Source organism: Shewanella sp. BJSY2023SW001, assembly GCF_047314685.1.
GTDB lineage: Bacteria > Pseudomonadota > Gammaproteobacteria > Enterobacterales > Shewanellaceae > Shewanella > Shewanella indica.
On sequence record NZ_JBKORF010000057.1, the window covers coordinates 68,415 to 91,858 of the forward strand.

19 protein-coding genes are annotated in these 23,444 nt (G+C 54.2%); 14 read left to right on the top strand and 5 right to left on the bottom strand.

Annotated elements, in window-relative coordinates:
* The first annotated feature begins 56 nt into the window (after window positions 1–56).
* Genes ACMHXH_RS13680 through ACMHXH_RS13695 form a run of 4 tightly spaced genes read left to right on the top strand, consistent with a single transcriptional unit; the run spans window position 57 to window position 6,179 of the window.
* On the top strand, window positions 57–1,109 hold the full coding sequence (locus ACMHXH_RS13680) for an AAA family ATPase (RefSeq protein WP_144360888.1): 1,053 nt from the start codon (window positions 57–59) through the stop codon (window positions 1,107–1,109).
* Complete coding sequence (locus ACMHXH_RS13685) at window positions 1,097–3,307, top strand: DUF5682 family protein (RefSeq protein ID WP_335912378.1); 2,211 nt, start codon at window positions 1,097–1,099, stop codon at window positions 3,305–3,307. Before ACMHXH_RS13680 ends, ACMHXH_RS13685 begins: the two co-directional genes overlap by 13 nt.
* Window positions 3,292–4,401 carry a VWA domain-containing protein gene (locus ACMHXH_RS13690; RefSeq protein WP_335912379.1) on the top strand — a complete coding sequence of 370 codons (1,110 nt, stop codon included), beginning with the start codon at window positions 3,292–3,294 and terminating at the stop codon, window positions 4,399–4,401. The genes ACMHXH_RS13685 and ACMHXH_RS13690 overlap by 16 nt, the downstream gene beginning before the upstream one ends.
* Entirely contained in the window at window positions 4,398–6,179 is a 1,782-nt protein-coding gene (locus ACMHXH_RS13695) for an SWIM zinc finger family protein (RefSeq protein WP_335912380.1), read from the top strand. The genes ACMHXH_RS13690 and ACMHXH_RS13695 overlap by 4 nt, the downstream gene beginning before the upstream one ends.
* A 96-nt stretch (window positions 6,180–6,275) precedes the next feature.
* Here ACMHXH_RS13695 and ACMHXH_RS13700 read toward each other — a convergent pair whose 3' ends face one another.
* From ACMHXH_RS13700 to ACMHXH_RS13710, 3 genes are all read right to left on the bottom strand, one after another.
* On the bottom strand, window positions 6,276–6,950 hold the full coding sequence (locus ACMHXH_RS13700) for a TorF family putative porin (protein ID WP_039034812.1): 675 nt from the start codon (window positions 6,948–6,950) through the stop codon (window positions 6,276–6,278).
* 15 nt (window positions 6,951–6,965) lie between these two features.
* On the bottom strand, window positions 6,966–8,315 hold the full coding sequence (locus ACMHXH_RS13705) for a hypothetical protein (protein WP_039034811.1): 1,350 nt from the start codon (window positions 8,313–8,315) through the stop codon (window positions 6,966–6,968).
* A 343-nt stretch (window positions 8,316–8,658) separates the two neighbouring features.
* Window positions 8,659–9,630 (bottom strand): LysR family transcriptional regulator, encoded by a 972-nt coding sequence (locus ACMHXH_RS13710; protein ID WP_082014307.1) that lies wholly within the window; start codon window positions 9,628–9,630, stop codon window positions 8,659–8,661.
* A 317-nt stretch (window positions 9,631–9,947) separates the two neighbouring features.
* Between ACMHXH_RS13710 and pnuC the strand changes: the two genes are divergently transcribed.
* The 4 genes from pnuC (at window position 9,948) to ACMHXH_RS13730 (ending at window position 12,981) form a co-directional block, all read left to right on the top strand.
* Window positions 9,948–10,676, top strand: a complete 729-nt coding sequence (gene pnuC / locus ACMHXH_RS13715; protein ID WP_039034809.1) for a nicotinamide riboside transporter PnuC — start codon at window positions 9,948–9,950, stop codon at window positions 10,674–10,676.
* Window positions 10,676–11,407 carry a nucleoside phosphorylase gene (locus ACMHXH_RS13720; RefSeq protein ID WP_071475506.1) on the top strand — a complete coding sequence of 244 codons (732 nt, stop codon included), beginning with the start codon at window positions 10,676–10,678 and terminating at the stop codon, window positions 11,405–11,407. Before pnuC ends, ACMHXH_RS13720 begins: the two co-directional genes overlap by 1 nt.
* A gap of 62 nt (window positions 11,408–11,469) precedes the next feature.
* A complete protein-coding gene (locus tag ACMHXH_RS13725; RefSeq protein WP_071475505.1) occupies window positions 11,470–12,147 on the top strand; it encodes a Crp/Fnr family transcriptional regulator in 678 nt (225 codons plus the stop codon).
* A 126-nt stretch (window positions 12,148–12,273) separates the two neighbouring features.
* The gene (locus tag ACMHXH_RS13730) at window positions 12,274–12,981 is read left to right on the top strand and encodes an MliC family protein (RefSeq protein WP_144360891.1); all 708 of its coding nucleotides are present in this window, start codon (window positions 12,274–12,276) and stop codon (window positions 12,979–12,981) included.
* A 53-nt stretch (window positions 12,982–13,034) separates the two neighbouring features.
* On the opposite strand, the gene ACMHXH_RS13735 is transcribed toward ACMHXH_RS13730, so the two are convergent.
* Together ACMHXH_RS13735 and ACMHXH_RS13740 are read right to left on the bottom strand one after the other, a co-directional pair.
* Window positions 13,035–13,499: a YhcH/YjgK/YiaL family protein gene (locus ACMHXH_RS13735; RefSeq protein WP_162207079.1), complete on the bottom strand. Its 465-nt coding sequence runs from the start codon at window positions 13,497–13,499 to the stop codon at window positions 13,035–13,037.
* A 215-nt stretch (window positions 13,500–13,714) separates the two neighbouring features.
* On the bottom strand, window positions 13,715–16,108 hold the full coding sequence (locus ACMHXH_RS13740; protein ID WP_039034805.1) for a TonB-dependent receptor plug domain-containing protein: 2,394 nt from the start codon (window positions 16,106–16,108) through the stop codon (window positions 13,715–13,717).
* A gap of 438 nt (window positions 16,109–16,546) precedes the next feature.
* Between ACMHXH_RS13740 and ACMHXH_RS13745 the strand changes: the two genes are divergently transcribed.
* The 6 genes from ACMHXH_RS13745 (at window position 16,547) to ACMHXH_RS13770 (ending at window position 23,401) form a co-directional block, all read left to right on the top strand.
* A complete protein-coding gene (locus ACMHXH_RS13745) occupies window positions 16,547–17,602 on the top strand; it encodes an alpha/beta hydrolase (protein WP_335912381.1) in 1,056 nt (351 codons plus the stop codon).
* Window positions 17,603–17,770: 168 nt separating this feature from the next.
* Window positions 17,771–18,358, top strand: a complete 588-nt coding sequence (locus ACMHXH_RS13750) for an LON peptidase substrate-binding domain-containing protein (protein ID WP_100143023.1) — start codon at window positions 17,771–17,773, stop codon at window positions 18,356–18,358.
* 82 nt (window positions 18,359–18,440) lie between these two features.
* Window positions 18,441–19,376, top strand: coding sequence for a pseudouridine synthase (locus ACMHXH_RS13755; protein ID WP_071475501.1), 936 nt, complete (start codon window positions 18,441–18,443; stop codon window positions 19,374–19,376).
* 260 nt (window positions 19,377–19,636) lie between these two features.
* Complete coding sequence (locus ACMHXH_RS13760; RefSeq protein ID WP_335912382.1) at window positions 19,637–21,028, top strand: hypothetical protein; 1,392 nt, start codon at window positions 19,637–19,639, stop codon at window positions 21,026–21,028.
* Window positions 21,021–22,349 (top strand): glycosyltransferase family 2 protein, encoded by a 1,329-nt coding sequence (locus tag ACMHXH_RS13765; protein WP_071475499.1) that lies wholly within the window; start codon window positions 21,021–21,023, stop codon window positions 22,347–22,349. Before ACMHXH_RS13760 ends, ACMHXH_RS13765 begins: the two co-directional genes overlap by 8 nt.
* Window positions 22,349–23,401, top strand: a complete 1,053-nt coding sequence (locus tag ACMHXH_RS13770; protein WP_071475498.1) for an HlyD family secretion protein — start codon at window positions 22,349–22,351, stop codon at window positions 23,399–23,401. Before ACMHXH_RS13765 ends, ACMHXH_RS13770 begins: the two co-directional genes overlap by 1 nt.
* Window positions 23,402–23,444: the final 43 nt, after the last annotated feature.

The following is a 23,444-nucleotide window of genomic DNA, read 5'->3' on the forward strand; positions in this document are numbered from 1 at the left end:
CGGATGGATTAGGCTGCTTCCTTACTGGTGGCAGCCAATAAGGAGAAGCAAACAGGATGGAACAAGTCATTCGGGCTCATGCCGAGCAGCGTTATCAGGATGAATTGCAACGCTTGATAGCGGCCGACAAGGGGGTTATTCCGCCGGGTTGGGTCATGTCGGCCGGAGCGGTGCGACGTTTTATCTGCGGCGATGCGGCGCTTGATATCAGCCGCAAATACTACGGGGAAGATGCCCTGGTGGAGCGGGCCATTGTCAGCCTGATGGGCAACAACGGCCTGATGTTGGTCGGTGAACCCGGTACCGCCAAGTCAATGCTTTCTGAGCTATTGAGCGCCGCCATCAGCGGCAGCAGTGAGTATCTCATTCAGGGCACAGCTGGCACTACGGAAGAGCAGCTCAAGTACAGCTGGAACTTTGCCCTGTTGCTGTCCGGTGGCCCCAGTCTGGAGGCTTTACTGAAAAGCCCCGTCTATCAGGCGATGGAGCAGGGCAAGCTGGTGCGTATCGAAGAGATCACCCGCTGCCCGCAGGAGGTGCAGGATGTGCTGATCTCGCTGATGTCGGAAAAAAGCCTCAGTATCCCCGAGCTGGGCGTCTCGATTCAGGCCAAGCCCGGCTTCAACCTGATAGCCACCGCCAACCTGCTGGACCGTGGGGTCAACGAGATGTCCAGCGCGCTCAAGCGCCGTTTCAACTTCGAGACAGTGCCTGTGCTCAGCGATCCTCTGCTGGAGCGCCAGCTGATTTTGGCTCAGGTGAGCCAACGTCTGGCGGACAGCGGCCAACAGGTGCAGTTGGATGAAGCGCTGGTGGACTTGCTGGTGCGGGTATTTCACGACCTTCGCAGCACAGTCGGCCCACAGGCGATGGATGCCACTCTGTCCACGGCCGAGGCGGTTAACATAGTGCATGGCTGTGCCCTGCACAGCCTCTATTGGCAAGAGCCCATGAGTGCCGCCCAGTTGGTGCAGCAGATGCACGGCACGCTAATCAAGGACAAGGCCGACGATGTGAAGAAGCTGGCTCATTACATGGATGTGGTCGCCCGTGAACGCCAGGGCTGGCAAGCCTTCTTCCAGGCAGGAAAAGCGCTGTGGATGAGGTGATGCTCCTTAGAGAGGAGTTTGGCGAACTGCTCAAGGCCGCCGCGGCCGATCCCGGGGTGTGCTGGTTGCCGCTGCGGCATCACAGCCCCGCCTGCGCCGCCATGGCGCTGGAGCAGTTGCAGCGCCGGCAGCCCCAGGCTGTGTTAATAGAAGCCCCCGGCAGTTTTATCCGCCATCTGTCGCTGCTGCAGCGCGATACTGTGGTGCCGCCTATTGCCATCTATCAGAGTGGCAGCTACTACCCTCTGGCCGAGAACAGCCCGGAGTGGCAGGCGCTGCGCTGGGCGACGGCGCAGGGCGTTGAGGTGATCTTCATCGATCTGGATGAAAAGGCGCAGGAGGGCGGTGCAAGCAACCGCTGGAGTGATAGCCGCTTTTTAAGCTCGGATTACAGTCGCCGCCTACAGCAGCAACTGGGCTGCCGGGATGCCGGTGAACTGTGGCAGCGTTTGTTTGAACAACAAAATTTCGCCTCGGCCGAGAGCTTCTTTACCCAGGTATTGCTGTTCTGCGCCGCCAGTCGTGCCTGCTTTGGCACAGACAGCCTGGAAGAGATGGGCGATCTGGCCCGTGAAACCCAGATGCGGGCCCATATCAAGGCGGCCCGCCGCCGCTATGAGCGAGTGGCCGTGCTCACAGGTGGTTTTCATACCCCGGCGTTGATTAACTTTGCCGATGAGGCCGAGGCGATCGTCGTCGATGACACGCAAGACAGCTTTGTGATCCGTTTCAGTGACGCCTTGCTGGATGCCCGCAAAGGCTACGGCGCCGGTATGCCTTATCCGGCCTTTTGTCGCTGGCAGTTTCAGCAGCGGCAATTGAACGCCGATGATTGGTTGCTCTACCTCTTGGAGCAGATGCCGCAACTGCCGCTGATCTATAAGAAAAACTGCTTTGAACATCTGCAGGCCCTCTGTAGTTTGCGTGGCTTGGCGCGCCCCGGCAGCTATGATCTGCTGGATTCTTTAGGCAGCTGCCTGATTAAACAGCAGCTGTCGGCATCGACACTCGAACCCTGGCAAAAGGTACTCAGCGGCGATGCCCTGGGGCAGTTACCGGCCGACCAACCCAGTTTACCGCTGGTGGAAGAGGTGTTGGCGCTATGTCGTAAGGCCAGATTGCAGACGGAAAAACCGGGACGCTGTCACTTCGATCTCTACGCCATGACGGACAAGCATATTGAGCGCCGTCGCCTCCTGTGTCGGCTGCTGTTTGTGGGCAGCGGTTTTGCCAGGCCACAAAATGGCATGCCGGTCATCCGGCAATTGAAGTTCAACCATCGCCACGAACATTGGAACTATCATTGGACTCCGGCGGTGGAAGTGGCACTGGCCGAAAAATCCAGCCTGGGGCTACGTCTCGAGCTGGTGGTGAAACGGCGGCTCAGTGAGTTGCCCCAGGAGGATTTGCAGCAACTGGTGGAAAAACTGGTGTTGGCACTGCATCTGGGGATGCCGGAAGAGCTGAGCGCCCATGCCATTGCGCAGCAGATAAGCCAATGCAGCGACATTCAGCAACTGGCCAATAGCTTTATGACCTTGCTGGCGGCAGCACATCATCCACTGTTTGCCGATATTGAGCTGCTGGCTTACCAAAAAGCCCTGTGGCATCAGGTCGGCTTTCATTTACCGGCAATCAACCGCCTGAGCGATGAAGAGGCGCTGAAGTTACTATTGGATCTGCAGAGCGTAGCTGTCTTGCATCAGGACGAGCTCGAGTCTCCCTGGCGTGACAGACTGCGCTGGTTGACAAGCCATAACGCCCATCGACCCGTGCTCTATTTTGTCCTGCAGGCCTTGGCTATCGAGCTGGACAAGTTGGACCCGGCGCCACTGCTGCAACAATTGCAGCTGCAAAACGATCCCTTTCCTGTGATTGAGGCGCTGCTCAAGGTGGTGCCGCACTGGTTGCGGCAAGACCATGGCCTGTTGCCCATGCTGAATCACTGGCTCAGTGAGCTGAGTGAGGCGCAGTTTATCGACAAGCTACCGGCCATGAGGGGCTTGTTCTGCGCGCTGGATGCCAGAGAGGTGGATGAGCTCTGCCGCCGTTTGCTGCAGCTGAATCAGTGGGATAATGGCCTGAATTGGTTGCAATACGGGATATCTGAGCAGGACTTTCAACAGGGGCTGGCGCTGGAGCGGCAGCTGCGCAGTGACCTGGAGCAACAAGGATTGAGTCAATGGATGAGCAACTGAAGCAACGCTGGCGTCTGGTGTTGGGGCGCTATGCCAACGCGCTTGATACCCGTCTCAGCTCCCGGCAACAGCAACAGGATGAGGTGTTGCAGCAGCTCTATCAGGAGGGCCAGCTGCAGCGTGGCTTCAAGGTAAGCGCTGGCTTGGGGGAAAGCGAGTTGGCAGTGACCAACTGGCTGGAGGCGGCGGAGACCCTGTTTCCCCGTTCGGTCAACGACAGGCTGCAGTCCGATGCGGTCGAGCGCTTTGGGTTGCATCAGGTGTTGCAGCAGCCGCAGGTGCTGGAAAAGATCACTCCCAGTATGGGGGTGCTGAAGCAGTTGCTGAAACTCAATGCCCATCACAAGCCGGCCATTCGGCAACAGGTAGAGCGAATTATTCAGGGAGTGGTCGAGGAGTTGCTGCGTCGCCTGCGGCCGACCTATATCAACAACTTGAGTGGCAGGCTCAACCGCCAGGCCCACAGTCCGGTGAAACGGCTGGCCAATCTGGATTGGCAGACCAGTATTCGCCGCAACCTCAAGCATTTTGATGGCGAGAAGGTCTGTTTCGAGCGGGTCTATTTCCATGCCCGCCAGCAGCACCAACTGCCCTGGCACATAGTGCTCTGCATAGATCAGTCCGGCTCCATGGCGACTTCACTGATCTACTCGGCAGTGATCGCCGGGATCCTGACCCGCTTGCCATCGGTGAAGTTGTCGCTGGTGGTGTTCGACACCCAGGTGGTGGACTTGAGTGAGCAGGCCCAGGACCCCGTGTCTGTGTTGCTCAATTGCCAGTTGGGCGGCGGCACCCTGATCTCCCAGGCCTGGCGCTATTGTCAGCAACTCTGTTCTGAGCCGGGGCGCTCTGTGGTGGCAACCGTGTCCGACTTTGAAGAGGGCGGTTCGATGCAGACCTTACTGGCCCAGGCTCAAGGGATGATAGACAGTGGCATCAAGATGTTGGGGATGACCGCCATGAATCACGATGCCGAGCCTTTCTACAGCACTTTTAGTACCGACAACCTGCAGCGCCTGGGGATGGAGATAGGCTCACTCAGCCCGGATAACTTTGCCGAATGGCTGGCGCTGACTATGGGGCTACGCCGATGAATGAAACCATACTCACCAGCCTCGGCAGTGCAGGTTTGGTGCGCCGGGCCCGCAAGGCGTTGGAGCAAAGCCAGCCGCAGATGCAGGATTATGGCTTTGAGTTTGAAGGGCAAAAGGGGCAGCTGGATTGGGATAACCCGCTCGCCAGTCGCTGCGATTGCGGCGCCTCCGGCCTGTGTAAACACATAGTGGCTGCGGCGCTTTATCTGCTGGAGCAGCCTGCATCCACTGAGACTCGCGCCGAAGAGCCGCCCCGGGTGGAACTCCATCTGGCCGAGCTTTTGAATGATGCCGGCAAGACTCAGGTTCGCCGCCTGTATCAGCAGAGTCAGCGCCGCTGGGCGGCGGATATTAAGCTTTCGCAAAGCACAGTCTGCGTCGAACTGGAGGGGCAGCAGCTGTATTTTCGGTGCGTACAGGGGCTGCAGGATATTATCTGCACCGAAGAGGCGCAGCGTTATGCGCTGCTCGCCGTCTGGCTCTATTGCCAAGAACAGGCCATCGCCTTTGAATGGCCGCAATGGCTGCTCGATGAGCAGGCGCAGTTGCAGTATCTGGGGCAGCAGAGCCGCGATCAGTTAAAGCGCCGTTGCCTTAAGTTGCTGGAGCAGATGACTGAGCTCGGCATAGATAGGTTGCGGCCCTCGTCCCTGGTAGAGCTGGAACTCCTGCTGGTGCCCATGGACAGGCAAAATCTGCCACTGACCGCTTTGAAACAGCTGCATGGCACGCTGGAAAAATATGTCTCGGGCCAAGGCGTCAGGGACCGAAAATTGCTGCTCAGCTGTCTGGCCCGCTCCTTGGCGGCCCTGGAAGGCAGCCAGGCTCAGACGCAAAGACCCTATCAACAAGCGCCGGAGCAGGTGCTGGGGCTGGGCGCTTTTCCCTGGCAAAGCGAAGGGGGCGCCCATGGTTTGACTCAGGTATTGCAGGATGAGCAGGGGCGCTTTATCACCCTGGCCGAGAGCCGCCCCAAAGCCGAGCAGCGGCTGGATTATGCCAGCGTATTTCGCGGTCTGCCCATGCTGGCAGGTGCGCCGTCGGCCCTGGGTTGGCAGGGTAAGACCCAAACCCTGGCTCAGGCCGAACTCAATGCCTGGGGGCGCCTGCGGCGTTTGCAGGATACCCGGGTCTACCCCGCGACCCAGCCGCTGGAGCCCGTGAGTCTCTCTGTTGCCGGCGAGATAGACTGGCAACAGGAGTACCTGTGTTTCCGGCCAAGCGGTCTCTACCTGAGTGGTTTCAATCAGGCCAGTCAGTGTATGGAACTGCACTATTGGGACAGGGAGCAGGCGCTGCTGAGTTTCTCGCTGCCTTACAACAAGTTGAGTCAAAGAGCCGTGACCAATCTGGAGTTGCTGGGTGAGCGGGTACCCGAGCTGATAGTGGCGCGCATCGAGCGCACTGCCAGCCACTTATACCTGCGACCTGTGTCCCTGCTGCTGGATAACTGGTTCAGCCTCTTTTTCGATACCTTGCCCCAATCCGGCGATCAGCAACTACTCGCGCAGGCGCTGGCCGAGCCTTCAGCCCCCCAGGCGCCGCAGCCGCGCCTGGGCCTGATGCAACAAACCCTGCATGGGGTGCTGGATGAGCTGGCCGATGGCCTGCCGGCACCAAGGCCAACATTGGCGCAAAGGGCCGAGCGTCTCGGGCTGATGACGCTGAGTCACAACCTCAAGGGAGCTAAAGCGCGGGACTATCTGCGCGCCGCCTATTGCGCCGAGAAAATGCTCGCCATGTGTCTGATCAAGCCGGTGCATTACCCGGAAGGCTAGGATGAACCTAAAAAAAGCCCCGCTGCAGGGGCGGGGCAAGAGTTTGGGAGTTGCTAATTATTATTATGGTGAGGAATTAGTCGTTAACTAGCTTGATTAGAAGTTGAACGCGAGTCCTATCATATAGTGGTCGTGCTCAAACTCCTGATAACTGGCTTCCAGCAGCAGATCCAACTGTGACAACAGGGGATAGCTGTAGCGCAGTGCCAGATCGTAGGCGCTGTTTTTAAGCTCCCCCTTATCTTCAAAGCCCATGGTTTCGGCATCGAAGTAATAGCCGCCATGGATCACCAGTTCGCCATATTGTGCCAGCGGCAGCGCATAGTTGGCCTCGCTGTACCAGGTTTCAAAGTCCTGATCATAGTTGAGCGCCAAGTTTAAGCTGTTGTAGTCCATGGACAGTGTGTATTCGAGATTGGAGTGATTGTCACCATAGGTGTAACGCATGGCATTGAAGCCAAAGCCCAACTCGTCGTTGACCGTCAGGTAGTAACCCGCGTAGTAGTCGATTTCATAATCTTTCTCTATGCCCTCATCGCCTTGATACCTATAGGTTTCAAAGGCGACTCCGGCATAGAAACCGGTTTCATGTTCCAACATGATATCGGCCTGCAGTGAGGGTTTGTCGTCGCTGATGGTCAGGCCGCGCCACAGATAGTTGCTCAGCCCCATGATCACTCCTGAGGTCTGAAAGGCGCTTTCCTGGGCCTGCGCGTATTGCATACTGCCAAGACCGCACAGCAGTAAACTGATTATCATCTTATGTTTCATATTCGGCTCCTGGGCTCAGTGTTTGGGTAAACGTTCTTTAGGGACTATCCATTGGCTTTCTGAGACGGGATCTGTTTCTCCTAGATGAACGTCACTTTCTTTGAGGAAGATATCCTCATCAGTGTTGTGGCAGTTTTCACACATGCGCCCACTTTCGCGTGCCTGCTTGGTCGCCAGAGGGTTCTTGGCGGTAAAGTGAGTAGAAAAGGGCACCCAATAGGATTTGGTGGCCGGATCTTTGAGATCCACCTTGACCCCGGCATCGATACTGATCCCGGCCGAATGGCTCAGCGGAATCAATTTGCTGTTTTTATCATTGGCTATGCTGAGACCCAGCTTGATGTTCTGCTCCGGAGTCTCGGCAGTCTTGAGACTCTGCCAGTTGCCCAGAGACAAGGTGTCGTCCTGGTGGCAACCGAAGCAGTTGCTGTAGGGCTGGGTGTGGCAGGCGGTACATTTCAGCTTGGCATTGTGATCTATGGGAGAGGCCTTACCGCTTAGAAGTTCGGTGTGATCGGCGACTTTATCCTGGTGGCAGTCTTCACATTTCACCACGATAATGTCGCGTTTCTGAGTCTGCTCATAGGGGCCGGTCTTGTTACTGTTCGGGCCTTCGCTGTAGAGTCTGCCTTCGGGGATCTGCTTGATGTCCCGACCGTGGAATTCCTGTTGTGCACTGTGACAGTCGATACAGCTCATATTGTGCTTGGTGACGTGCACATCTTGCTCTTTGTGCTGCTCGGCATTTTCATAGTGACAGGTTTCACAGGTCTTGACCGGATCCGGTGTACCGATAAAGGCGTGCTTGTTCAAAAGGCCGCCACCGGCGAAGTCGGGAGCACTGACATGGCACTGGCCGCAAGTTGCGTGGCAACTGGCACAGCCTTCTTCGCCGTTGTGCATCTGTTCAAACAACTGGGCCCGCTCTGGGGTCTGCTGCAACCTTTCCATCAAGCCCTTGGCAACGCCATTGACAGTGAAGTGCAGTGAGTGGCGGAAGTTGGTAATCATCTCCTCACCATGGCAGTCACCACAGACACTGCCGCCATCGGCACTGGGATCGGCCAGAACGCCTGGGTGCCAGGCTCTGCCCTCTGGTTTGTCGGCCTTGCTGTGGCAGTCGCGACAGCCGAGTTCGGCATGACTGCCCATATCTGTTTGGCTTACCAAAAGTTGCAGAGATTGTTGCTCGACGGAGAGCGACTCTTTTTCCAACTGATGTTGCTTTATCAGCGCCTGTAATTTGGCTTGATCACTGTGACAATTCAGGCAGCTGTCTGCCGCCTGAACCCCTTGTCCCAGCAGACAAAGGAGCGCAGCCAACCCTGCCGAATATGTGGCCATATTCAGTATTTTTGGTTTCATCTTGTTATCCCTTAGGTAATAGCTCCCCCTGACAAGAGCGAACTCTTGCCATGTTCATTCCGGGAGACTTTTTGTTATGAGTTGGGTTTTCCTGGGAAGGTGCGAACAAGCCTCATGTGTGCTCTGCGTCGGCTTACAGGCCTGGATGCAAGGCGTGGTTCGCAGCAAATGGCCCTAGTCCTTTGCAAGAAACACAACACAGCAGGCAGGTCCGTAAGCCACGCCCTTCGGGGCTTTCACAGCAATCGGCTTTCTGCGTTATCCGACTTTGACAGGCCCCGGCATGCCTTCAGTCAGATGCCTTGAACGCCAATTGCTGTGTAAGCCAGAGTGCCACTAGGACTTATTTGCACCTTCCCCTATTCCATTCGCTTTTCAGCTCTCTGATCAATACCTCCTTAAGCCAGTCTCTGGCCTGTGATTTATTTAGATCACTGGCCACGACATAATGGCCTATATCTCTGTTGGTGTTTATTTCGCTTAGCAGCGTCTCACTTATTTCGAGAGGCAGTTTTCTATAAATAAGATTGGGAAAGCTGGCGATATAATCTGTGGTAAATAGATTGCAGGATATGGAGTAGTAAGGCATATCCAGCAGTACACAGGCGAGGCTGGCCAGACTCCCGGTAGAGCCGGCAATGACACAATCCTGGTTGCGCCGTCTGGCTGCCGAGACAATTAAAGGCTCGGGTAAGTCGCAGAAATTATCCATCTCATAATAAGGGTATTTGAACAGGTCTTCCAAAGTCACCTGCACATTATCCTGCAAGAAAGGATGTTTACGGCTGCCCAATAAATACAGGTTTTTCACTTCGGCAAATAGATTGCCCTGTAAATGGGCGCCGGTATAACTTTCTGACATCACGGCAATATCTATATTGCCGTTTTCCAGTTCTGTGGTGTATTCGTGGGAAAGAATTCGAATATCAAAACTCATGTCAGGAGCGAAAGGACGTACCTTATTATTGAGTATTTTGTGAATAATCGGACTGAAGTCATCGTAAACGGAAATAACAAAGTGCTCCCGTGACTTGGCCGGTTGATACTCGGTGAACTGATTTTCCAACTCCTGATAGCGCTGACACAACTCCCTAATCATGGGCAGTAATTGACTTGCTTTATGGGTGGGAATAAAACCACTGGCACGGCGGATGTACAGGGTGTCATCAAAAATTTCTCTTAGCTGCTTGAGGTACCTGCTCATAGCAGAATTGCTTATCCTCAAGGCATGGGCCGCATTTTGGCAATTTCTATGCTCATCTATGGCGATAAGCACCTGCATTAATTCATAGTCCAGTCGTTTTATATCTTTCATAGCTGGGTAAGTGCTTCCAAGGTATGTCCGAATAATGGCGGGATAACTAACAGGGGAAAGTGAACTGAGTCACATCTGACTTGAGTGAGTTAACCAAAATGTTACATAGCGCCCAATGTTGCCGAATCGAAAAAAGCGAATCCCAAAAGTGGAAAAACTCTATTGTGAACCTCTGTGACCGGCATGGACGTCGTGCTGAAGAGATCAAACAATTGTGTGCTGTGACTTAAATCAGCCAAGGTGGACAAATGTCCTTAACTTGAGCTTTGCCATCTGCTTACATTGGCCAAAAACACAATTAATGCAAGGAATAGATGATGGATATTGCCGCTTGGTTTGATATCAACAATACTCTGGTGAACATTCCCATTGGCAGTGGCTATGCCATGTCATGGATTGAAGCCGTGGGCACAGTATTTGGTTTGCTCTGTATCTGGTTTGCCAGCCAGGAAAAAACGATTAATTATCTGTTTGGGTTGGTTAATGTCACTCTGTTTGCGATTATTTTTTATCAAATACAGCTCTACGGCATCTTGCTGCTGCAGCTGTTTTTCTTCTGCGCCAACCTCTATGGCTGGTATGCCTGGACCCGGCCGGATCAGCAAACCGGCGACACCCTCAAGGTGCGTTGGCTGTCGAAGCAAAAACTGGCCTTTACCGCGGCGGTCTCAGTGCTGGGCATCGGCCTGATGACTGTCTATATCGATCCGGTATTTGCTCTCTTTGCCCAGGTCAGTGTCGATACGCTCAACCTGTTTGGTGCCGAGCTGGCCCAGCCAGTGCTGGAGCCGGATGCTTTCCCTTTTTGGGACTCAGTAATGACAGTGCTGTCTGTGGTGGCGCAAATTCTGATGACCCGAAAATATGTCGAGAACTGGATCCTCTGGGTACTTATCAATGTGGTCAGTGTCGGCATTTATGCCGCCCAGGGGGTTTATGCCCTGTCGATTGAATACATCATTCTGCTGTTTATTGCCGCCAACGGCACCCGTCAGTGGATGCGTACCGCCAAAGACAATGGCAGCCGTCCGGCGGAGGCTTGCTGATGAGCGCCGATAAACAGCCGCATATCTGTCTGTCTCCGGCGCAGGTGAGTGAGCGGGTGATCCTTTGCGGTGAGCCACAAAGGGTCAATCGGATTGCCGCGCTGTTGGACGATGGCCGGTTGCTGGCAGAGAACCGCGAGTTTCGCAGCATGGGCGGATTTTACCAAGGCGTGGCTGTCACTGTTTGCAGCACAGGCATAGGCGCACCATCGGCGATTATCGCCCTGGAAGAGTTGTATCAGTGTGGCGCCCGCCGTGTTATTCGGGTCGGCTCCGCCGGCGCGCTGCAGCCGCAGATAGCCTTGGGCGAGTTGATTCTGGCCGAAGCCGCAGTGCGCGATGACGGTGGCTCAGCTTGTTATGCACCGCCCGGTTACCCGGCGCTGGCGAGTCGGCAGCTTATCAATGCCATGGCGGCCTATTTGCAGCGCCGCGATTGCCGCTTCCACTCCGGCATAGTGCGCTCACACGACAGTTTTTACCGGGATGATGAGCTGGAGATTTGCCGTCATTGGCATCGACTCGGAGTCTTGGGGGCCGACATGGAAACAGCCGCGCTGCTGACGCTTGGCCGCCTGAGAGGCCTGGAAGTGGCTGCGGTGCTCAATAATGTGGTCTTGTATGGTGAAGATGTACAACAGGGCATCAACCAGTATGTCGACGCCGATAGCGCCATGATGCAGGGGGAGAAGCTAGCGTCTTTGGCGGCGCTGGAGGCGCTCTGTTGTTGAAGTTTGTGCCCGTAAGGCTGATGGGCTAGCATGAGCCATCATCTTTACGGGAGCTTGTTGTTATGCAGCTGCAACCATACAGCACCGGGCGTTTCAGTGCGCATCTAAAGCAGTCTCACCAGGCGTTTTGCGACGCCATGCTCGAGTGCTGCGTCCAGAACCAATTGCTGCAGGCTGGTGAAGATCTCTTGTCTCAGGGGCGGGAGTTGACCCATATGTGCCTGGTGCCCGAAGGCCGGGTGTCGATGAATATCTGCGCCGTCAATGGCCGCAGGTTTCAATTGGGGGAGCTGGATTGCGACTGGCACCTTTTCGGTGAGATGGAGTTCTTTACCGCCACCAGTTGTCAGTGGAGTGTGGTGGCCGAAGAGCCGATGGAAATCCGCCGGTTATGCCTGAAGAAAGTCAGGCAGATGCTGCTGCAACAACCCGAATTTACCCTCTTTTTTGCCAGTGCCCTGGCCTGGGATTATCAGGACTCGCTGGACATCTACACCAATAGGCTCTTGCACCCCATCAGCTACAACATCGCTTTCGATCTGCTCAGGCGTCAACACGAAGAGGTGATGCTGGGTTCCTGTGGCAGCCCGGATCAGGAAGCGGAGCGATTCGGCACCTCAGGCCGGGTCTATCGCAGGGCGGTAAAAGAGCTTATCGACAAGGGCCTGGTCATAAAACAGGGTGCCTTGCTGAAAATAGCCAACCTGCAGGCATTGCAGGATTTTGTCGATAAGGCTTAGTAGCCAACTTATTGATCTGACATTTAATTCAGCCAGCGGACAGGCGACGGGTTTTAGACTAGGATTAGTTTGCGCAAAGGCTTTGGCAGCCGCGAGTAGATCTAGCGAGAAGATTAAGGAGCAAAAATGAGTTTGGGGACAGTTTCACAGGCAGGGCTTGTACTGGCGTTGGTCGCCGCGGCGACGCTCAGTGGCTGCGGGCAGCAGGCACTGGATAACAGCCAGGATGTTGCCGCCGCATTGGCTACAGGTGATGGCTCAACCTCGCCCCAGGGGGCGGAGCGGGAACTGCCGACATTTGATTGCAACGCCTTGGGCGAGCGGGCCTCCAGCATAGAGATGCTTATTTGTCAGGAACCCGAGCTTGCCAAGCTGGATCAGCAGCTGGCCGAAGTTTATGCCAAGGCCAGTGACAAGGCGGTCAATGAACAGCCACCCCTGCTCAAGGCCGAGCAGCGCGGCTGGATCAAGGGCCGCAACGAATGTTGGAAGAGTGAAGACAAGCTGCAATGTACCAAGGATTCATATCAAAGGCGGATAGTGGAACTGCAGGCCCGTTATCACTTGGTGGAGTTTAGCGGCCCGGTATTCTTTGCCTGTGACGGCAACCCGGCCAATGAGTTGGTGACTACTTTCTTCGAGACAGAGCCGGCAACCATGATTGCCGAGCGCGGTGACAGAAGCATTTTGATGTTCAGTGTGCCAAGCGGTAGCGGCGCCAAGTATCAGGGCGGTGACTACAGCTTCTGGGAGCATCAGGGCGAGGCCAGGGTGACCTGGGGTTATGGCGCCGAGGAGATGCTTTGCAAGCCCACACCCCAAGACGATAAATAAACCACTGACCCCAAAACGCCCGCAATCGCGGGCGTTTTACTGCAAGTGCTCTTTTAATCCAACAGTACTTTTACGACTACCTTGCGGACAGCAACGGCCTTGGCCAGCGTACCCGGCATATGCATGTCTCCGGGGAAGAAAATGGCAAACATGCCGGCCTTCAAAGGGATAAATGCCGCGGCTTGGCGGTTGGATTGATAATCAAACTCGGCATAGTCGTGCGTCTCATGATAGGGGCGACTGGGCGTTTGGGCTCCCAGCGGCAGGTAGCCAAACTCCTCTTCACCACTGACCACATACTGCACGTCCAGATAGCGTCTATGTACCTCGAATGGCTCAGTCTCTCTGGGCTTGGTGTGGTAATCGTTGACTATGGCAAACAGCTTTTTACCATCCAGTTCATAGCTGCCGGGGGCCAGTTGGCTGAAGTCTGTTGCGGCCAGATAATCCAGGGCCGCCTGAATACGTGGGCCCAGCGCTCGGTAATGGCCACGGTTGGCCAGAGTATCCACTATCATTTTGTATCTTCTGGGGAAAGGAGTTGGCTCAGTATAATAGCATTCCTGCTGGAAGTTTGATCTCTTTGAGAATCAGCAGGCGCCTGACAGACGCTTGAGCCGCCAAGCGGCCGATATCAGCGGCATCAGCGCCAAAAAGCACAAAGGCCGGCGATATCGCCGGCCCCCATGTTTCCCTGCAAATATGTTTCCCTGCAAATGTGTTTCCCGGTAAATCAGTAGCTGTATCTGGCTTCGAGGAAGTAGTAACCGCCGTTGAAACCAAAAGGTGTGTTGGTCAAGGGGTAGACGAAGATCCCGTTGAAGTTGTTGTCGTCCGGACGTTTTTCCGGATAGGTATCGAACAGGTTCTGCACCCCGGCGGTGAAGCTCAGGCTATCTGTGGCCGCATAGGTCAGCGACAGATCCACGGTGAACTTACCGTCGTACTCCACGTCTTCACGGGAATAACCTATGGTGTAGGGGCCAAAGTAACTCAGGCGCAGATTGGTCTTGAAGTCGCCCAGGCTGTGGGTCAGCCCCAGGTTACCTGTGTTCTTCGGATTGGCCTTGGTCATCCGGGTCTGCTCTATACGGTCAAACAGCTGGTCTTCCAGGCCATCCAGAAGGTTTGGCAGATGAATATCGCGGATTTCCGTGTCGTTATAAGCATAGGCCAGGCTGGCGCGCAGATCGCCGTAGCTGCCGAGATCAAAGTCCTGGGTCACCACCAGATCCACACCTCGGGTGCGGCTATCGACGGCATTGATAAAGAAGCGTGCCGACTCGGCGTTGGTACCGGCCAGTGCATCTGCCACCACCTGGGAGTCGGCCGGTGTCAGTGAGCTGGAGAGCACGATTCTGTCATCTATGCTGATCTGATAGGCATCCAGAGTCACCGCCAGACCGGAATCATTGGTGTACACCAGTCCCAGGCTGAAGGACTCTGACAACTCGGGTTGCAGCTTGCCTACCTGCAGCGCCTGGGTCACGGAAGACAGGTTGTTGAAGGTGCCCGATTCGGTCGGTACCAGCTGGCCTGTCACGGGATCCGGGTTGAACAGGGTCGAGATATTGGTGAAGTACAACTGCTGCACGCTGGGGGCACGAAAGCCGGTGTTGGCAGTGGCTCTGAGTGCCAGGTTGTCGGTCAGATCGTATCTGGCTGCCAGCTTCCAACTGGTGTTGTCACCAAAGTCGGAATAGTCTTCATAGCGCACCGCGGCGGCCCAGTAGAAGTCGTCGGTCAGTTGGTTTTCCACCTCGAGATAGACACCTATGTTGTCTCTATCCTCATCTACCGCCGATTCTGGGGTAAAGCCGCCGAAGCCTTGGCTGCCACCGGCCTTGTTCTGATAACCGCCATTGATATAAGAGGCTTGCTCTCCGGCTTCCACCTGATAAGCGTTCTGGCGCCAGGCTGTGCCCATAGCGACCAGGAGCTCTGAGTCATTGTAAAAGTCGAAGTAACGTGAGGCATCCAGAGTCAGGTTCCACTCTTCGGTGGACAGGGTACCTGCGTTGAATTCGGTTTGGCTGCCGGGGCCCAAAGAGGCGTTGAGTGTGTTCTCGACCCGGTACTTAAAGCGGTTCTTGCCGTATCCGGCCGAGGCATCCAACTGCCACTCGCCCAGGTTAAATTCATAACCCAGCAGCAGCGACTGATCTGTGATCTTGGGGGTTATCTGCGGCAGGAAACCATCGGGATAGATTTCGGCAACATTGCGGCTATCCAGTGGACGGCGGAAGAAGGCGCCTGAGCGGGTCTCGCGCTGGCTCAAGCCACCGAAGGCGTACAGTTTGCTGTCATTGGCAAACTCCTGAGCGGCATTGAGAAACAACCCCAGGTTGTCATATTCGGCGTCACCCACATGGTGATTCTTGCGGTTAACGGTTTGTTCGCGGGGATCCGGGCTGCCATCGGCCAGCAATGGATATTGCTGACGCGGATCCAAACCGGCGCGATTGGTGCTGTTCTTGTGATGCGCTTCCAGCGACAGATTCACAAAGCCAGTGTCACCTATGCTGAGGCCGTGGTTGAGGCCGACACGCCACTGCTCGCCATCACCCTGATAGGTTTGACCGGCTTGGGCCGATACCATGCCACCTTCACTGTTGTCTTTGAGCACTACGTTGATCACCCCGGCTATGGCGTCAGAGCCATATTGGGCCGAAGCGCCATCACGAAGAATTTCGATGCGTTTGATGGCCGTCATAGGGATGGCGTTCAGGTCGACGTTGGACGAGCCCTTGCCCACAGTCCCTGAGAGGTGGACCAGTGCCGAGCCATGACGGCGTTTGCCGTTAACCAGCACCAGGGTATGGTCCGGTGACAGGCCGCGCAGACTGGCGGGACGCACCGCATCTGAGCCATCGGTGACCGAGGAGAAGGGGAAGCTGTAGCTAGGTGCGGCAAACTGCAGCGCCTTGGCGGTTTCCGTCATGCCAGTGGCTTCAAGTTGTTCGGCCGTAATGATATCGACCGGTGCCACGCTGTCGGTGGCGGTCCGCAGGGCGATACGTGAACCTATGACGGAGATGGTTTCGATACTGGGCTGCTCTTCGGCAGCAAAGACGGCAGGAACAGTCAGTTGACTCGCCACTGCCAGTGAAATAAGAGCTAAGCGCATACGACCTCTTGAATGATTCAAAACTGCATTTTTATTGCGCGGATAGTAGCATTGTTACAATTGATGCATTTAGACGTAAAAGTGATAACTCAGAGCGCAGCGTTCTAGAAACATTTGGTTTTTTTCGAGAAAATCTTTCCCTGAACTTGGTTGTTTGGGGAGCTGCCTATTTTGGCGATATCTGCTGATATTGGGTTTATTTGGGGGTTAATTGGCTGTTTTGCTTTTATTTATACAGTGGTTTTTGAGTTAACAGCCTATTTATGACTATCTCTACTTTCAAATCTGTCTTTAGAACATTTTCTTGGACATTTAAACAAGGGCTATCCCGGCCGTTTTCGGAGCCGTCGGGAGGAGGGGAAATACTGAGTCAAACTTGGCTGCCGTGCAAGGCTGCGGTATCTTGCCTGTGACTTTTGCGGCTCAGGGAGTGACTTTTTGGCTAACTTGCGATTTCTTGCCGGTACAGACGCCCATCAGACATTGATGGAACAGGGCTTAAAGCCTGAGCATTTTACTCAACTATTGGCGGCATCCGGTGGTCCCAAATGGCTGGGGATTGCCGGGCTAGATAAATACCTGTTTGGTGAGTTTTTCAAACAGAGGCAGACTCCGCTCTACACTATTGGTGCTTCATCTGGCGCCTGGCGTTTGGCCTGTCTGGCTCAGGCAGATCCGCTGGCGGCTTATCAAAGGCTGGAACAGCTCTACATAGGCCAGCGCTATGAAACCCGTCCGAGTCGGGAAGAGGTCAGCCGCCAGGTCCGCGGTATAGTCAGCGGGATTTTAGGCACCAGCGGCGCCGAAGAGATCCTCAAACAGCCGCATATTCGCAGTCACATAGTGGTATGCCGCGCCCGTCACTTGAACCGCGCCGGCAGCAAGCTGGCACTGGCGGCAGGCCTGGGTGCTACCGCCATGACCAACCTTGTCAGTCGCCGCACCTTGGGGTGGCACTTTGAGCGTCTGGTATTCGCCTCTGCCATTGAGGGTTCCCCCTTCGCTCAGCTGAAGGATCTCCCGGGAGACAGCGCCTTGCTCAGTAGTGACAATATCGAAGCCGTGTTGCTGGCCACAGGTTCTATTCCGTTGCTGCTGTCACCGGTGACGGAAATAAGCGGCGTGACCAACGGGCACTTCTATGATGGCGGCATCACCGATTACCACTTCGACCTGCCGCTGTCACGGGCGCCGGGGTTGACCCTGTATCCGCATTTTTATCCCCATATGGCGCCGGGATGGTTCGATAAATCCTTGCCTTGGCGCCGGGCCAAGCGCCGTTATCACAATGCTTTGGTGTTGGCACCCACAGAGGAGTTTGTCGCTTCGTTACCCTATGGCAAAATTCCAGATCGCAAGGACTTTGAAACCTTGGATAGTGCCAGTCGAATTCAATATTGGCGCCGCGCCGCCGATATGAGTAACAGATTGGCTGATGAATTTGCCGAGGTATTTCTCGGCGGTAAAATAGCCCAAAGGCTGGAGCTTCTATAAATACGCTTGCAACAAAATCCACTCAACGCCTGTCTAACTCATTAGCAGACCTAAGGACTAGCCTAAATTGCCAATGGATGAAATTTCAGCAACTGCTAGACTTTAAAACGAATGTTGAACCTCAGGTTCGCTTTCGGTTGCTCACTCCCCGAGGGGAAGGAGGTTGCTATGCATACACAGGAAATGGCGTTACTGACCTATGATGCCTTGTTGTTGCCAGGTGGACGGCTTGAGATCAGGATCCTTGACCCCATTACCTTGAGCATGGTGGCCGATGTCCTGAAGGGGAAATATCCGCTGGCTTTCGGAATGCGTAACAGCGTTGCCATGCCGCCCAGTTTTCCCATTGCCACTCGCTGCGAGCTCATCGACTTCAATCAGCTCGAAGATGACTCGCTGAGTATCACCCTGGAAGGCAAGCAAAGGGTCAAAGTCCTGTCCGCCAAACAGGAAAAAGATGGCCGCTGGCTGGCAAAGGTAATGGATTGTCCCAACTGGGCCGAGGAGCCTATTCGGGGCGAGTTCACCCTTATCAGCGCGGCACTGGAGCAGTTTTATGAGGTCAACCCGGATTTGCGCGGGCTCTACTCATCAGAAGTGCATCTGGATGATGCCGCCTGGGTGAGCCAGCGTTGGTTGGAGGTTTTGCCCTTATACAACAAGGACAAACAGCTGTTGTTGAATCAACCTGATTGCCACAAGACCATGGACTTTGTGCTCAAGTTGATTAAGTCCCATGTTCAGCAGCAGCTTTGAGTGTACTCGCCTCGAATAATCTGAGGCAGATAGAGTAGAATGGCGGCCCCGAGTCGCCATTTTTTATTTTGCCGGAAGAGTTATGAGCCAAACAGACAGAGCCGCACAGCCCTCCTATGTTGTCTTGCCAAGGGATGTGACCGATAAGCCCACTGTATTGGCCTTTCTTATCGACCATTTCAGCCGCATCGATGCCGATGTCTGGCGTGAGCGGGTCGCAACCGGCAAGGTACACTGGCAAAATGGCGAGCCTATCCAGGCCGATACCCCTTATCGGCCTACCGCCAGGGTCTACTATTACCGTGAAGTCCCCAAAGAAACCCGGATCCCTTTTGAAGAGCGGATCTTGTTTCAGGACGAACACAGCATTCTGGTGTTCAAACCGCACTTTTTGCCTGTGACTCCCAGCGGCAACTATGTCAACGAGTGCCTGGTGCACAGGTTAAGGCGCCGCACCGGAATAGAAACCATAGCGCCGGCGCACAGGCTGGACAGAGAAACGGCCGGAGTCATGCTGATGTCCACAGATCCCGAAACCCGGCATGCCTATCATGCGCTGTTCCGTGAAGGCCAGATACGCAAGGACTACCAGGCGCTGGCGCGGCTGACACCTGAGCTTCAGGCGGGATTGGCAACTGGCGAACTTAGCCTGCCGCTGCACTGGACGGTGAAAAATCGCCTTATCAAGGGCGAGCCCAGTTTTATCATGCGTTTGGCCGAGGGTGAGGCCAACAGTCACTCGGAAATCAGTCTCATCGCCGTTAATGGCGATATGGGGCTGTTCAGTCTAAGTCCAATTACCGGTAAGACTCACCAACTCAGGCTGCATATGCAGAGTCTTGGAATGCCACTGCTGAACGACAGGTTTTACCCCGAACTGCAACCCAGGAGCGAAGACAATTTCAATAAGCCCCTCAAACTTATGGCTTGTCGGTTGCGCTTTATTGATCCCATCAGTGGCAAACAACAGGATATAAAAGTGGATGGTTTTGAAACTGAATTGGTCGATACAGCTTGATACGTTGGAAAATAAAAACAGGTGTATTGATTAACTCTGTTTATTATGTTTTGTGAGGTTATTATAAAATATGATCAATTAAAGGTTGGTTTAAGTGGTTTTGGTGGTAATTACGGTTTTTTTGTCAAAATATTGGCGGTTTTCTTCATTGTCTATATAATCCCCATTTGTTGAATTTCATTTTTGTCTAATTAAATTGTATGAACTTAGCCGAGGTTTTTCCTCTTATCATTGGCGGGTTTATCATTGTCGGGATTTATATGTCTATTACCAGAGCAGATATCCATGTTGAGGCGCAGGCCATTCCTTGTTGGATTGGTGATAGAGGTGAAGAATTATATGGCAATGATTTTGAAGAATTTAATGATGTTTTTGGTTTCTTGGATACCGGGCTTGCTTATGATGCCATCTGCCTGAATCTGCCGACAGGAATTCAGGACCAAGCGCTTATTCTGTTGAGGCAACAGCCATCGACTTTTATGGCCATGATCAAGGTGGTAACGCCAAGCCTTTTATCTGATTATCTGGCCAATGGTTTATTTCAGCCTGACTTCAAACAAGAGTTGGAAAATTATTGGCAAAGGAAGAACTTAATTAAATTACCCAGCCGGGATGATGTCAGTTATCGGCTGTTGAGTTTTATGTGGCTATTCCCTGAATATAGTTTGCAACCTGTGGCTACGCCGGAAAAGCCACATCTTTATGAGTATCCACTGCTGCAGATATTGACTGATTCAGCGAAGGAAAGTCAGACCCTATTAAATAAATTAATGAACCGGCATTGGCTGGCACCCACCAAGTTGAGGGACAGAGTTAGGCTATGCGGCAAGTGCCACTCAGGACATCTCAACTATATCGATCTCTGTCCCCAGTGCCGCAGCATAGAAATTGATATGCAGACCAGTTTGCACTGTTTTAACTGTGGTCATGTGGATAATCAGCAAGCCTTCGGTCGTAGTAGCGGACTCAGTTGCCCCAACTGTTTGCAGCGGCTGCGGCATATAGGTGTCGACTATGACAGACCAATAGAAAACCAGCATTGTAATAGCTGTAATAGCCTGTTTTTGGAGGCCAAGGTCGAGGCTGTTTGTCTGCACTGTGGTCATGGACATCAACCGGACGAGCTGACCATACGTCGCATCTCTGACTTTGAACTGGCGGAGCAGGGAAGAGAACTGGTGCGCCATGGCGTGCAGCAACAACTGCTTGCCGCACTTGGCGAACAGATGAGTCGGGCCCATTTCCTCTGGTTGCTGCAATGGCACAATCAGCTGGCGCTGCGTCATGATCATGAGCATCTGTTGCTGGTATTGGAGCTGGAGGCGTTGGCGCCAGATCTGGCCGGCAGCGGAGAAACCCGTTCCTTAGTCTTACTTGATGCGCTCAAGCAGCGATTATTGAGCCTGGTGCGGGTAACGGACGCCTGCAATAGCCATGATGACCAAGGTGTCTTATTACTATTGCCTTACACCGGCGAGTCACAGTTACCGGCATTGAAGCAAAAGCTGCAGCGGCTTAATGACAGTGTGCCTGAAGGGGAGCTGAGACTCAGGTTTAAGGCAATCAGCCTGCCGGATCAACAACTTGATACTGAAGTTGAGTCCTGGTTGGTCAGTCGTCTGCAGCAGGCCGAGGTATTGGACGGTGAGTGAGTTCAATACCCTGGCTTTTATGAGCCTGGATATTTGGCACAAGCTTGCCACAGACGTCAGTCTGTTTCTCTGGCTGGTGCCGATGATTTTCCTCTATGAAATACCATTGATGTTGATCGTAGTTTCAGGCGTCATCGGCTGGCATTGGCGAACATTTCGTCGTCCCAAGGTTCAAAAGGCTTATCGGCCCAAGGTTAGTTGCATCATTGCTTGCTACGCCGAGAAAGAAGCGGTGCGGCAAACCATAGTCACCCTCGTTGAACAGGACTATCCAGGGGAGATGGAGATCATTGCCGTGGTTGATGGCGCGGTACAAAACGCCGAAACTTTTGCAGTTGCCAAAGCAGCCGCAGCTGAATGCCGTCGCCCTGGACGGGAGATTATCGTGTTGCCCAAGTGGCAACGTGGCGGTCGGGTTTCGACTTCAAATGCAGGTCTGGCCAGAGCCAGCGGTGAGTTGGTGATTAATGCCGATGCCGATACCTCTTTCGACAATGATATGGTTTCTCAAATCGTGCCGCTGTTCGCCGATCCCAATGTGCCTGCCGTCGGCGGTGCTTTGCGGGTACGCAATGTCAATGATTCGCTGTGGACCCGGATGCAGGCGATTGAATACTTGATCTCCATGCAGGGGGGGAAGACGGGCCTTGGGCACTGGAATCTGCTAAATAATATCTCTGGGGCTTTCGGCGCCTTTCGTCGTGATGTGCTGGTCAAAATTGGCGGCTGGGATACCCATACCGCCGAGGATCTGGATCTAACGTTGAGATTAAAACAGTACTTTGGCCGTCACCCCAATTGGCGCATTCCCTTTGCTACGCTGGCTATTGGGCATACCGATGCCCCCATGGATCTCAAGACGCTTGTCTGGCAAAGGTTGCGTTGGGATGGCGACCTTTTGTTTCTCTACTTTCGCAAGCACTGGCCGGCTTTTTCTCCAAGGCTTCTGGGGGGCGCTACTTTCGCTTTTACGCTGATTTACGGTGTTATGCAAAATGTGCTGATGCCTTTTGTCATCCTGCTTTACAGTTTCGGGATAGCGCTGGCGTATCCCTGGCAGTTTTTGACAATAATTACGCTGACTATCTATTTGGCCTATTTGTCTTTTTTGTTGTTTTTCTATTTGTTGGTGTTGTTGGCGATTTCCGAGCGGCCGCGGCAGGATTTAAGGTTGCTGCTCTGGTTGCCCCTTTATCCCTTCTATGCCTTGTTTATGCGTAGTGTCAGCTTATTTGCCCTGATTAATGAAGCAGTTAGACGTTCACATGAAGAGAGTTCCATGGCTCCTTGGTGGGTGCTGAAACGAGGGAGAAAATTTTAGTGAAAGTGACTTACCAAGCGGCCGCCAAGGCGCAACAACCTACACGAGATCAAGGTTTGAAGGTGGACTACGCCCCGGCGAAACGGGGCGGAATGAAATGGCGTTGGTATCTGTTGCTATTACTGGTTATTGCCCCAGTGGTCCTGTTGCTTTGGGTGTTGCTGCGTCCGAGCCTGTTTGTGCTGGCGCCGGGAATCTTGACCTCAGAGCCGCTGGAGATGCGGGCTATGCAGAAGGGCAGATTATTGGAGCTTTCAGTGCGGCCTGGTTCTCAGGTGGAGCCGGGTCAGGCGCTCGGGCGCATAGCCGATGCCGGTCTGGACGCCAGCATTGACGAGTTACAGCGCCAGTTGGCCGAGCTGACACCGCCATCGCAGGCACAGGATCAGGCTATTTTGGGGCAACTTGAACAGCGGATATTGGTGGCTGAACAGGGAGTAAAGCGTCAGGATGAACTACTGTCGCAGTTTGAGTCATTCCGTAAGCAAGGGGTGGTTCCCACTGCAGATATGGCGGCAGTGATGCAAGCCCATACCAGTGCCAGAATGGCGCTGGAACAGGCCCGGGCCGAGTTGTTGCAGCAAAGGCAGTTGCAACAACAAGAACGGGAGGCTGGTGTAATAGCCCAGAGCCGCAACAGCCTGTTGTTAAAGCTGGCGGAGCTGCAAGCCAAACGTCAGCAATTGACCTTGCAGGCGCCGTTTGCCGGCCGGGTAGCCGATGTTTTGGTGCAGCGGGGGGAAGCCATAGCCGAGCAGCAGCCTATGCTTTGGTTATCGGGGCGGGCACAGCCTGTGGTGGTATGTTATCTGGCGCCTGAGTATCTTGACTATGTTGCTCAGGGGCAGCAGGCCAGTGTCAAATTGCCCAATGGCACCCTAATCCGCGCCGAAATCAAAGAGCCGACCCAGTTAGTGGGCAAGGTGCCCAAGCAGCTGTCCGGTCCTTTTGACGGGGACAAACCGGCACTCAAGATTACGCTTGCTTTGCATCAAAATCTGCCTTTGGCGATTGAGGGGGTTCCGGTAGAGGTGAGTTTCGATCGTTTCTGAGAAAAAGGCTTTCCCGACAAAAGAGGCGTGCGTGACGGGAAAG

What these genes read in the sequence shown, in the direction of transcription:
- ACMHXH_RS13680 (WP_144360888.1), top strand. Translation starts at nt 57, where the DNA reads ATGGAACAAGTCATTCGGGCTCATGCCGAGCAGCGTTATCAGGATGAA.
- ACMHXH_RS13690 (WP_335912379.1), top strand. Translation starts at nt 3,292, where the DNA reads ATGGATGAGCAACTGAAGCAACGCTGGCGTCTGGTGTTGGGGCGCTAT.
- ACMHXH_RS13695 (WP_335912380.1), top strand. Translation starts at nt 4,398, where the DNA reads ATGAATGAAACCATACTCACCAGCCTCGGCAGTGCAGGTTTGGTGCGC.
- ACMHXH_RS13700 (WP_039034812.1), bottom strand. Translation starts at nt 6,950, where the DNA reads ATGAAACATAAGATGATAATCAGTTTACTGCTGTGCGGTCTTGGCAGT.
- ACMHXH_RS13705 (WP_039034811.1), bottom strand. Translation starts at nt 8,315, where the DNA reads ATGAAACCAAAAATACTGAATATGGCCACATATTCGGCAGGGTTGGCT.
- ACMHXH_RS13710 (WP_082014307.1), bottom strand. Translation starts at nt 9,630, where the DNA reads ATGAAAGATATAAAACGACTGGACTATGAATTAATGCAGGTGCTTATC.
- pnuC (WP_039034809.1), top strand. Translation starts at nt 9,948, where the DNA reads ATGGATATTGCCGCTTGGTTTGATATCAACAATACTCTGGTGAACATT.
- ACMHXH_RS13720 (WP_071475506.1), top strand. Translation starts at nt 10,676, where the DNA reads ATGAGCGCCGATAAACAGCCGCATATCTGTCTGTCTCCGGCGCAGGTG.
- ACMHXH_RS13725 (WP_071475505.1), top strand. Translation starts at nt 11,470, where the DNA reads ATGCAGCTGCAACCATACAGCACCGGGCGTTTCAGTGCGCATCTAAAG.
- ACMHXH_RS13730 (WP_144360891.1), top strand. Translation starts at nt 12,274, where the DNA reads ATGAGTTTGGGGACAGTTTCACAGGCAGGGCTTGTACTGGCGTTGGTC.
- ACMHXH_RS13735 (WP_162207079.1), bottom strand. Translation starts at nt 13,499, where the DNA reads ATGATAGTGGATACTCTGGCCAACCGTGGCCATTACCGAGCGCTGGGC.
- ACMHXH_RS13740 (WP_039034805.1), bottom strand. Translation starts at nt 16,108, where the DNA reads ATGCGCTTAGCTCTTATTTCACTGGCAGTGGCGAGTCAACTGACTGTT.
- ACMHXH_RS13750 (WP_100143023.1), top strand. Translation starts at nt 17,771, where the DNA reads ATGCATACACAGGAAATGGCGTTACTGACCTATGATGCCTTGTTGTTG.
- ACMHXH_RS13755 (WP_071475501.1), top strand. Translation starts at nt 18,441, where the DNA reads ATGAGCCAAACAGACAGAGCCGCACAGCCCTCCTATGTTGTCTTGCCA.
- ACMHXH_RS13760 (WP_335912382.1), top strand. Translation starts at nt 19,637, where the DNA reads ATGTCTATTACCAGAGCAGATATCCATGTTGAGGCGCAGGCCATTCCT.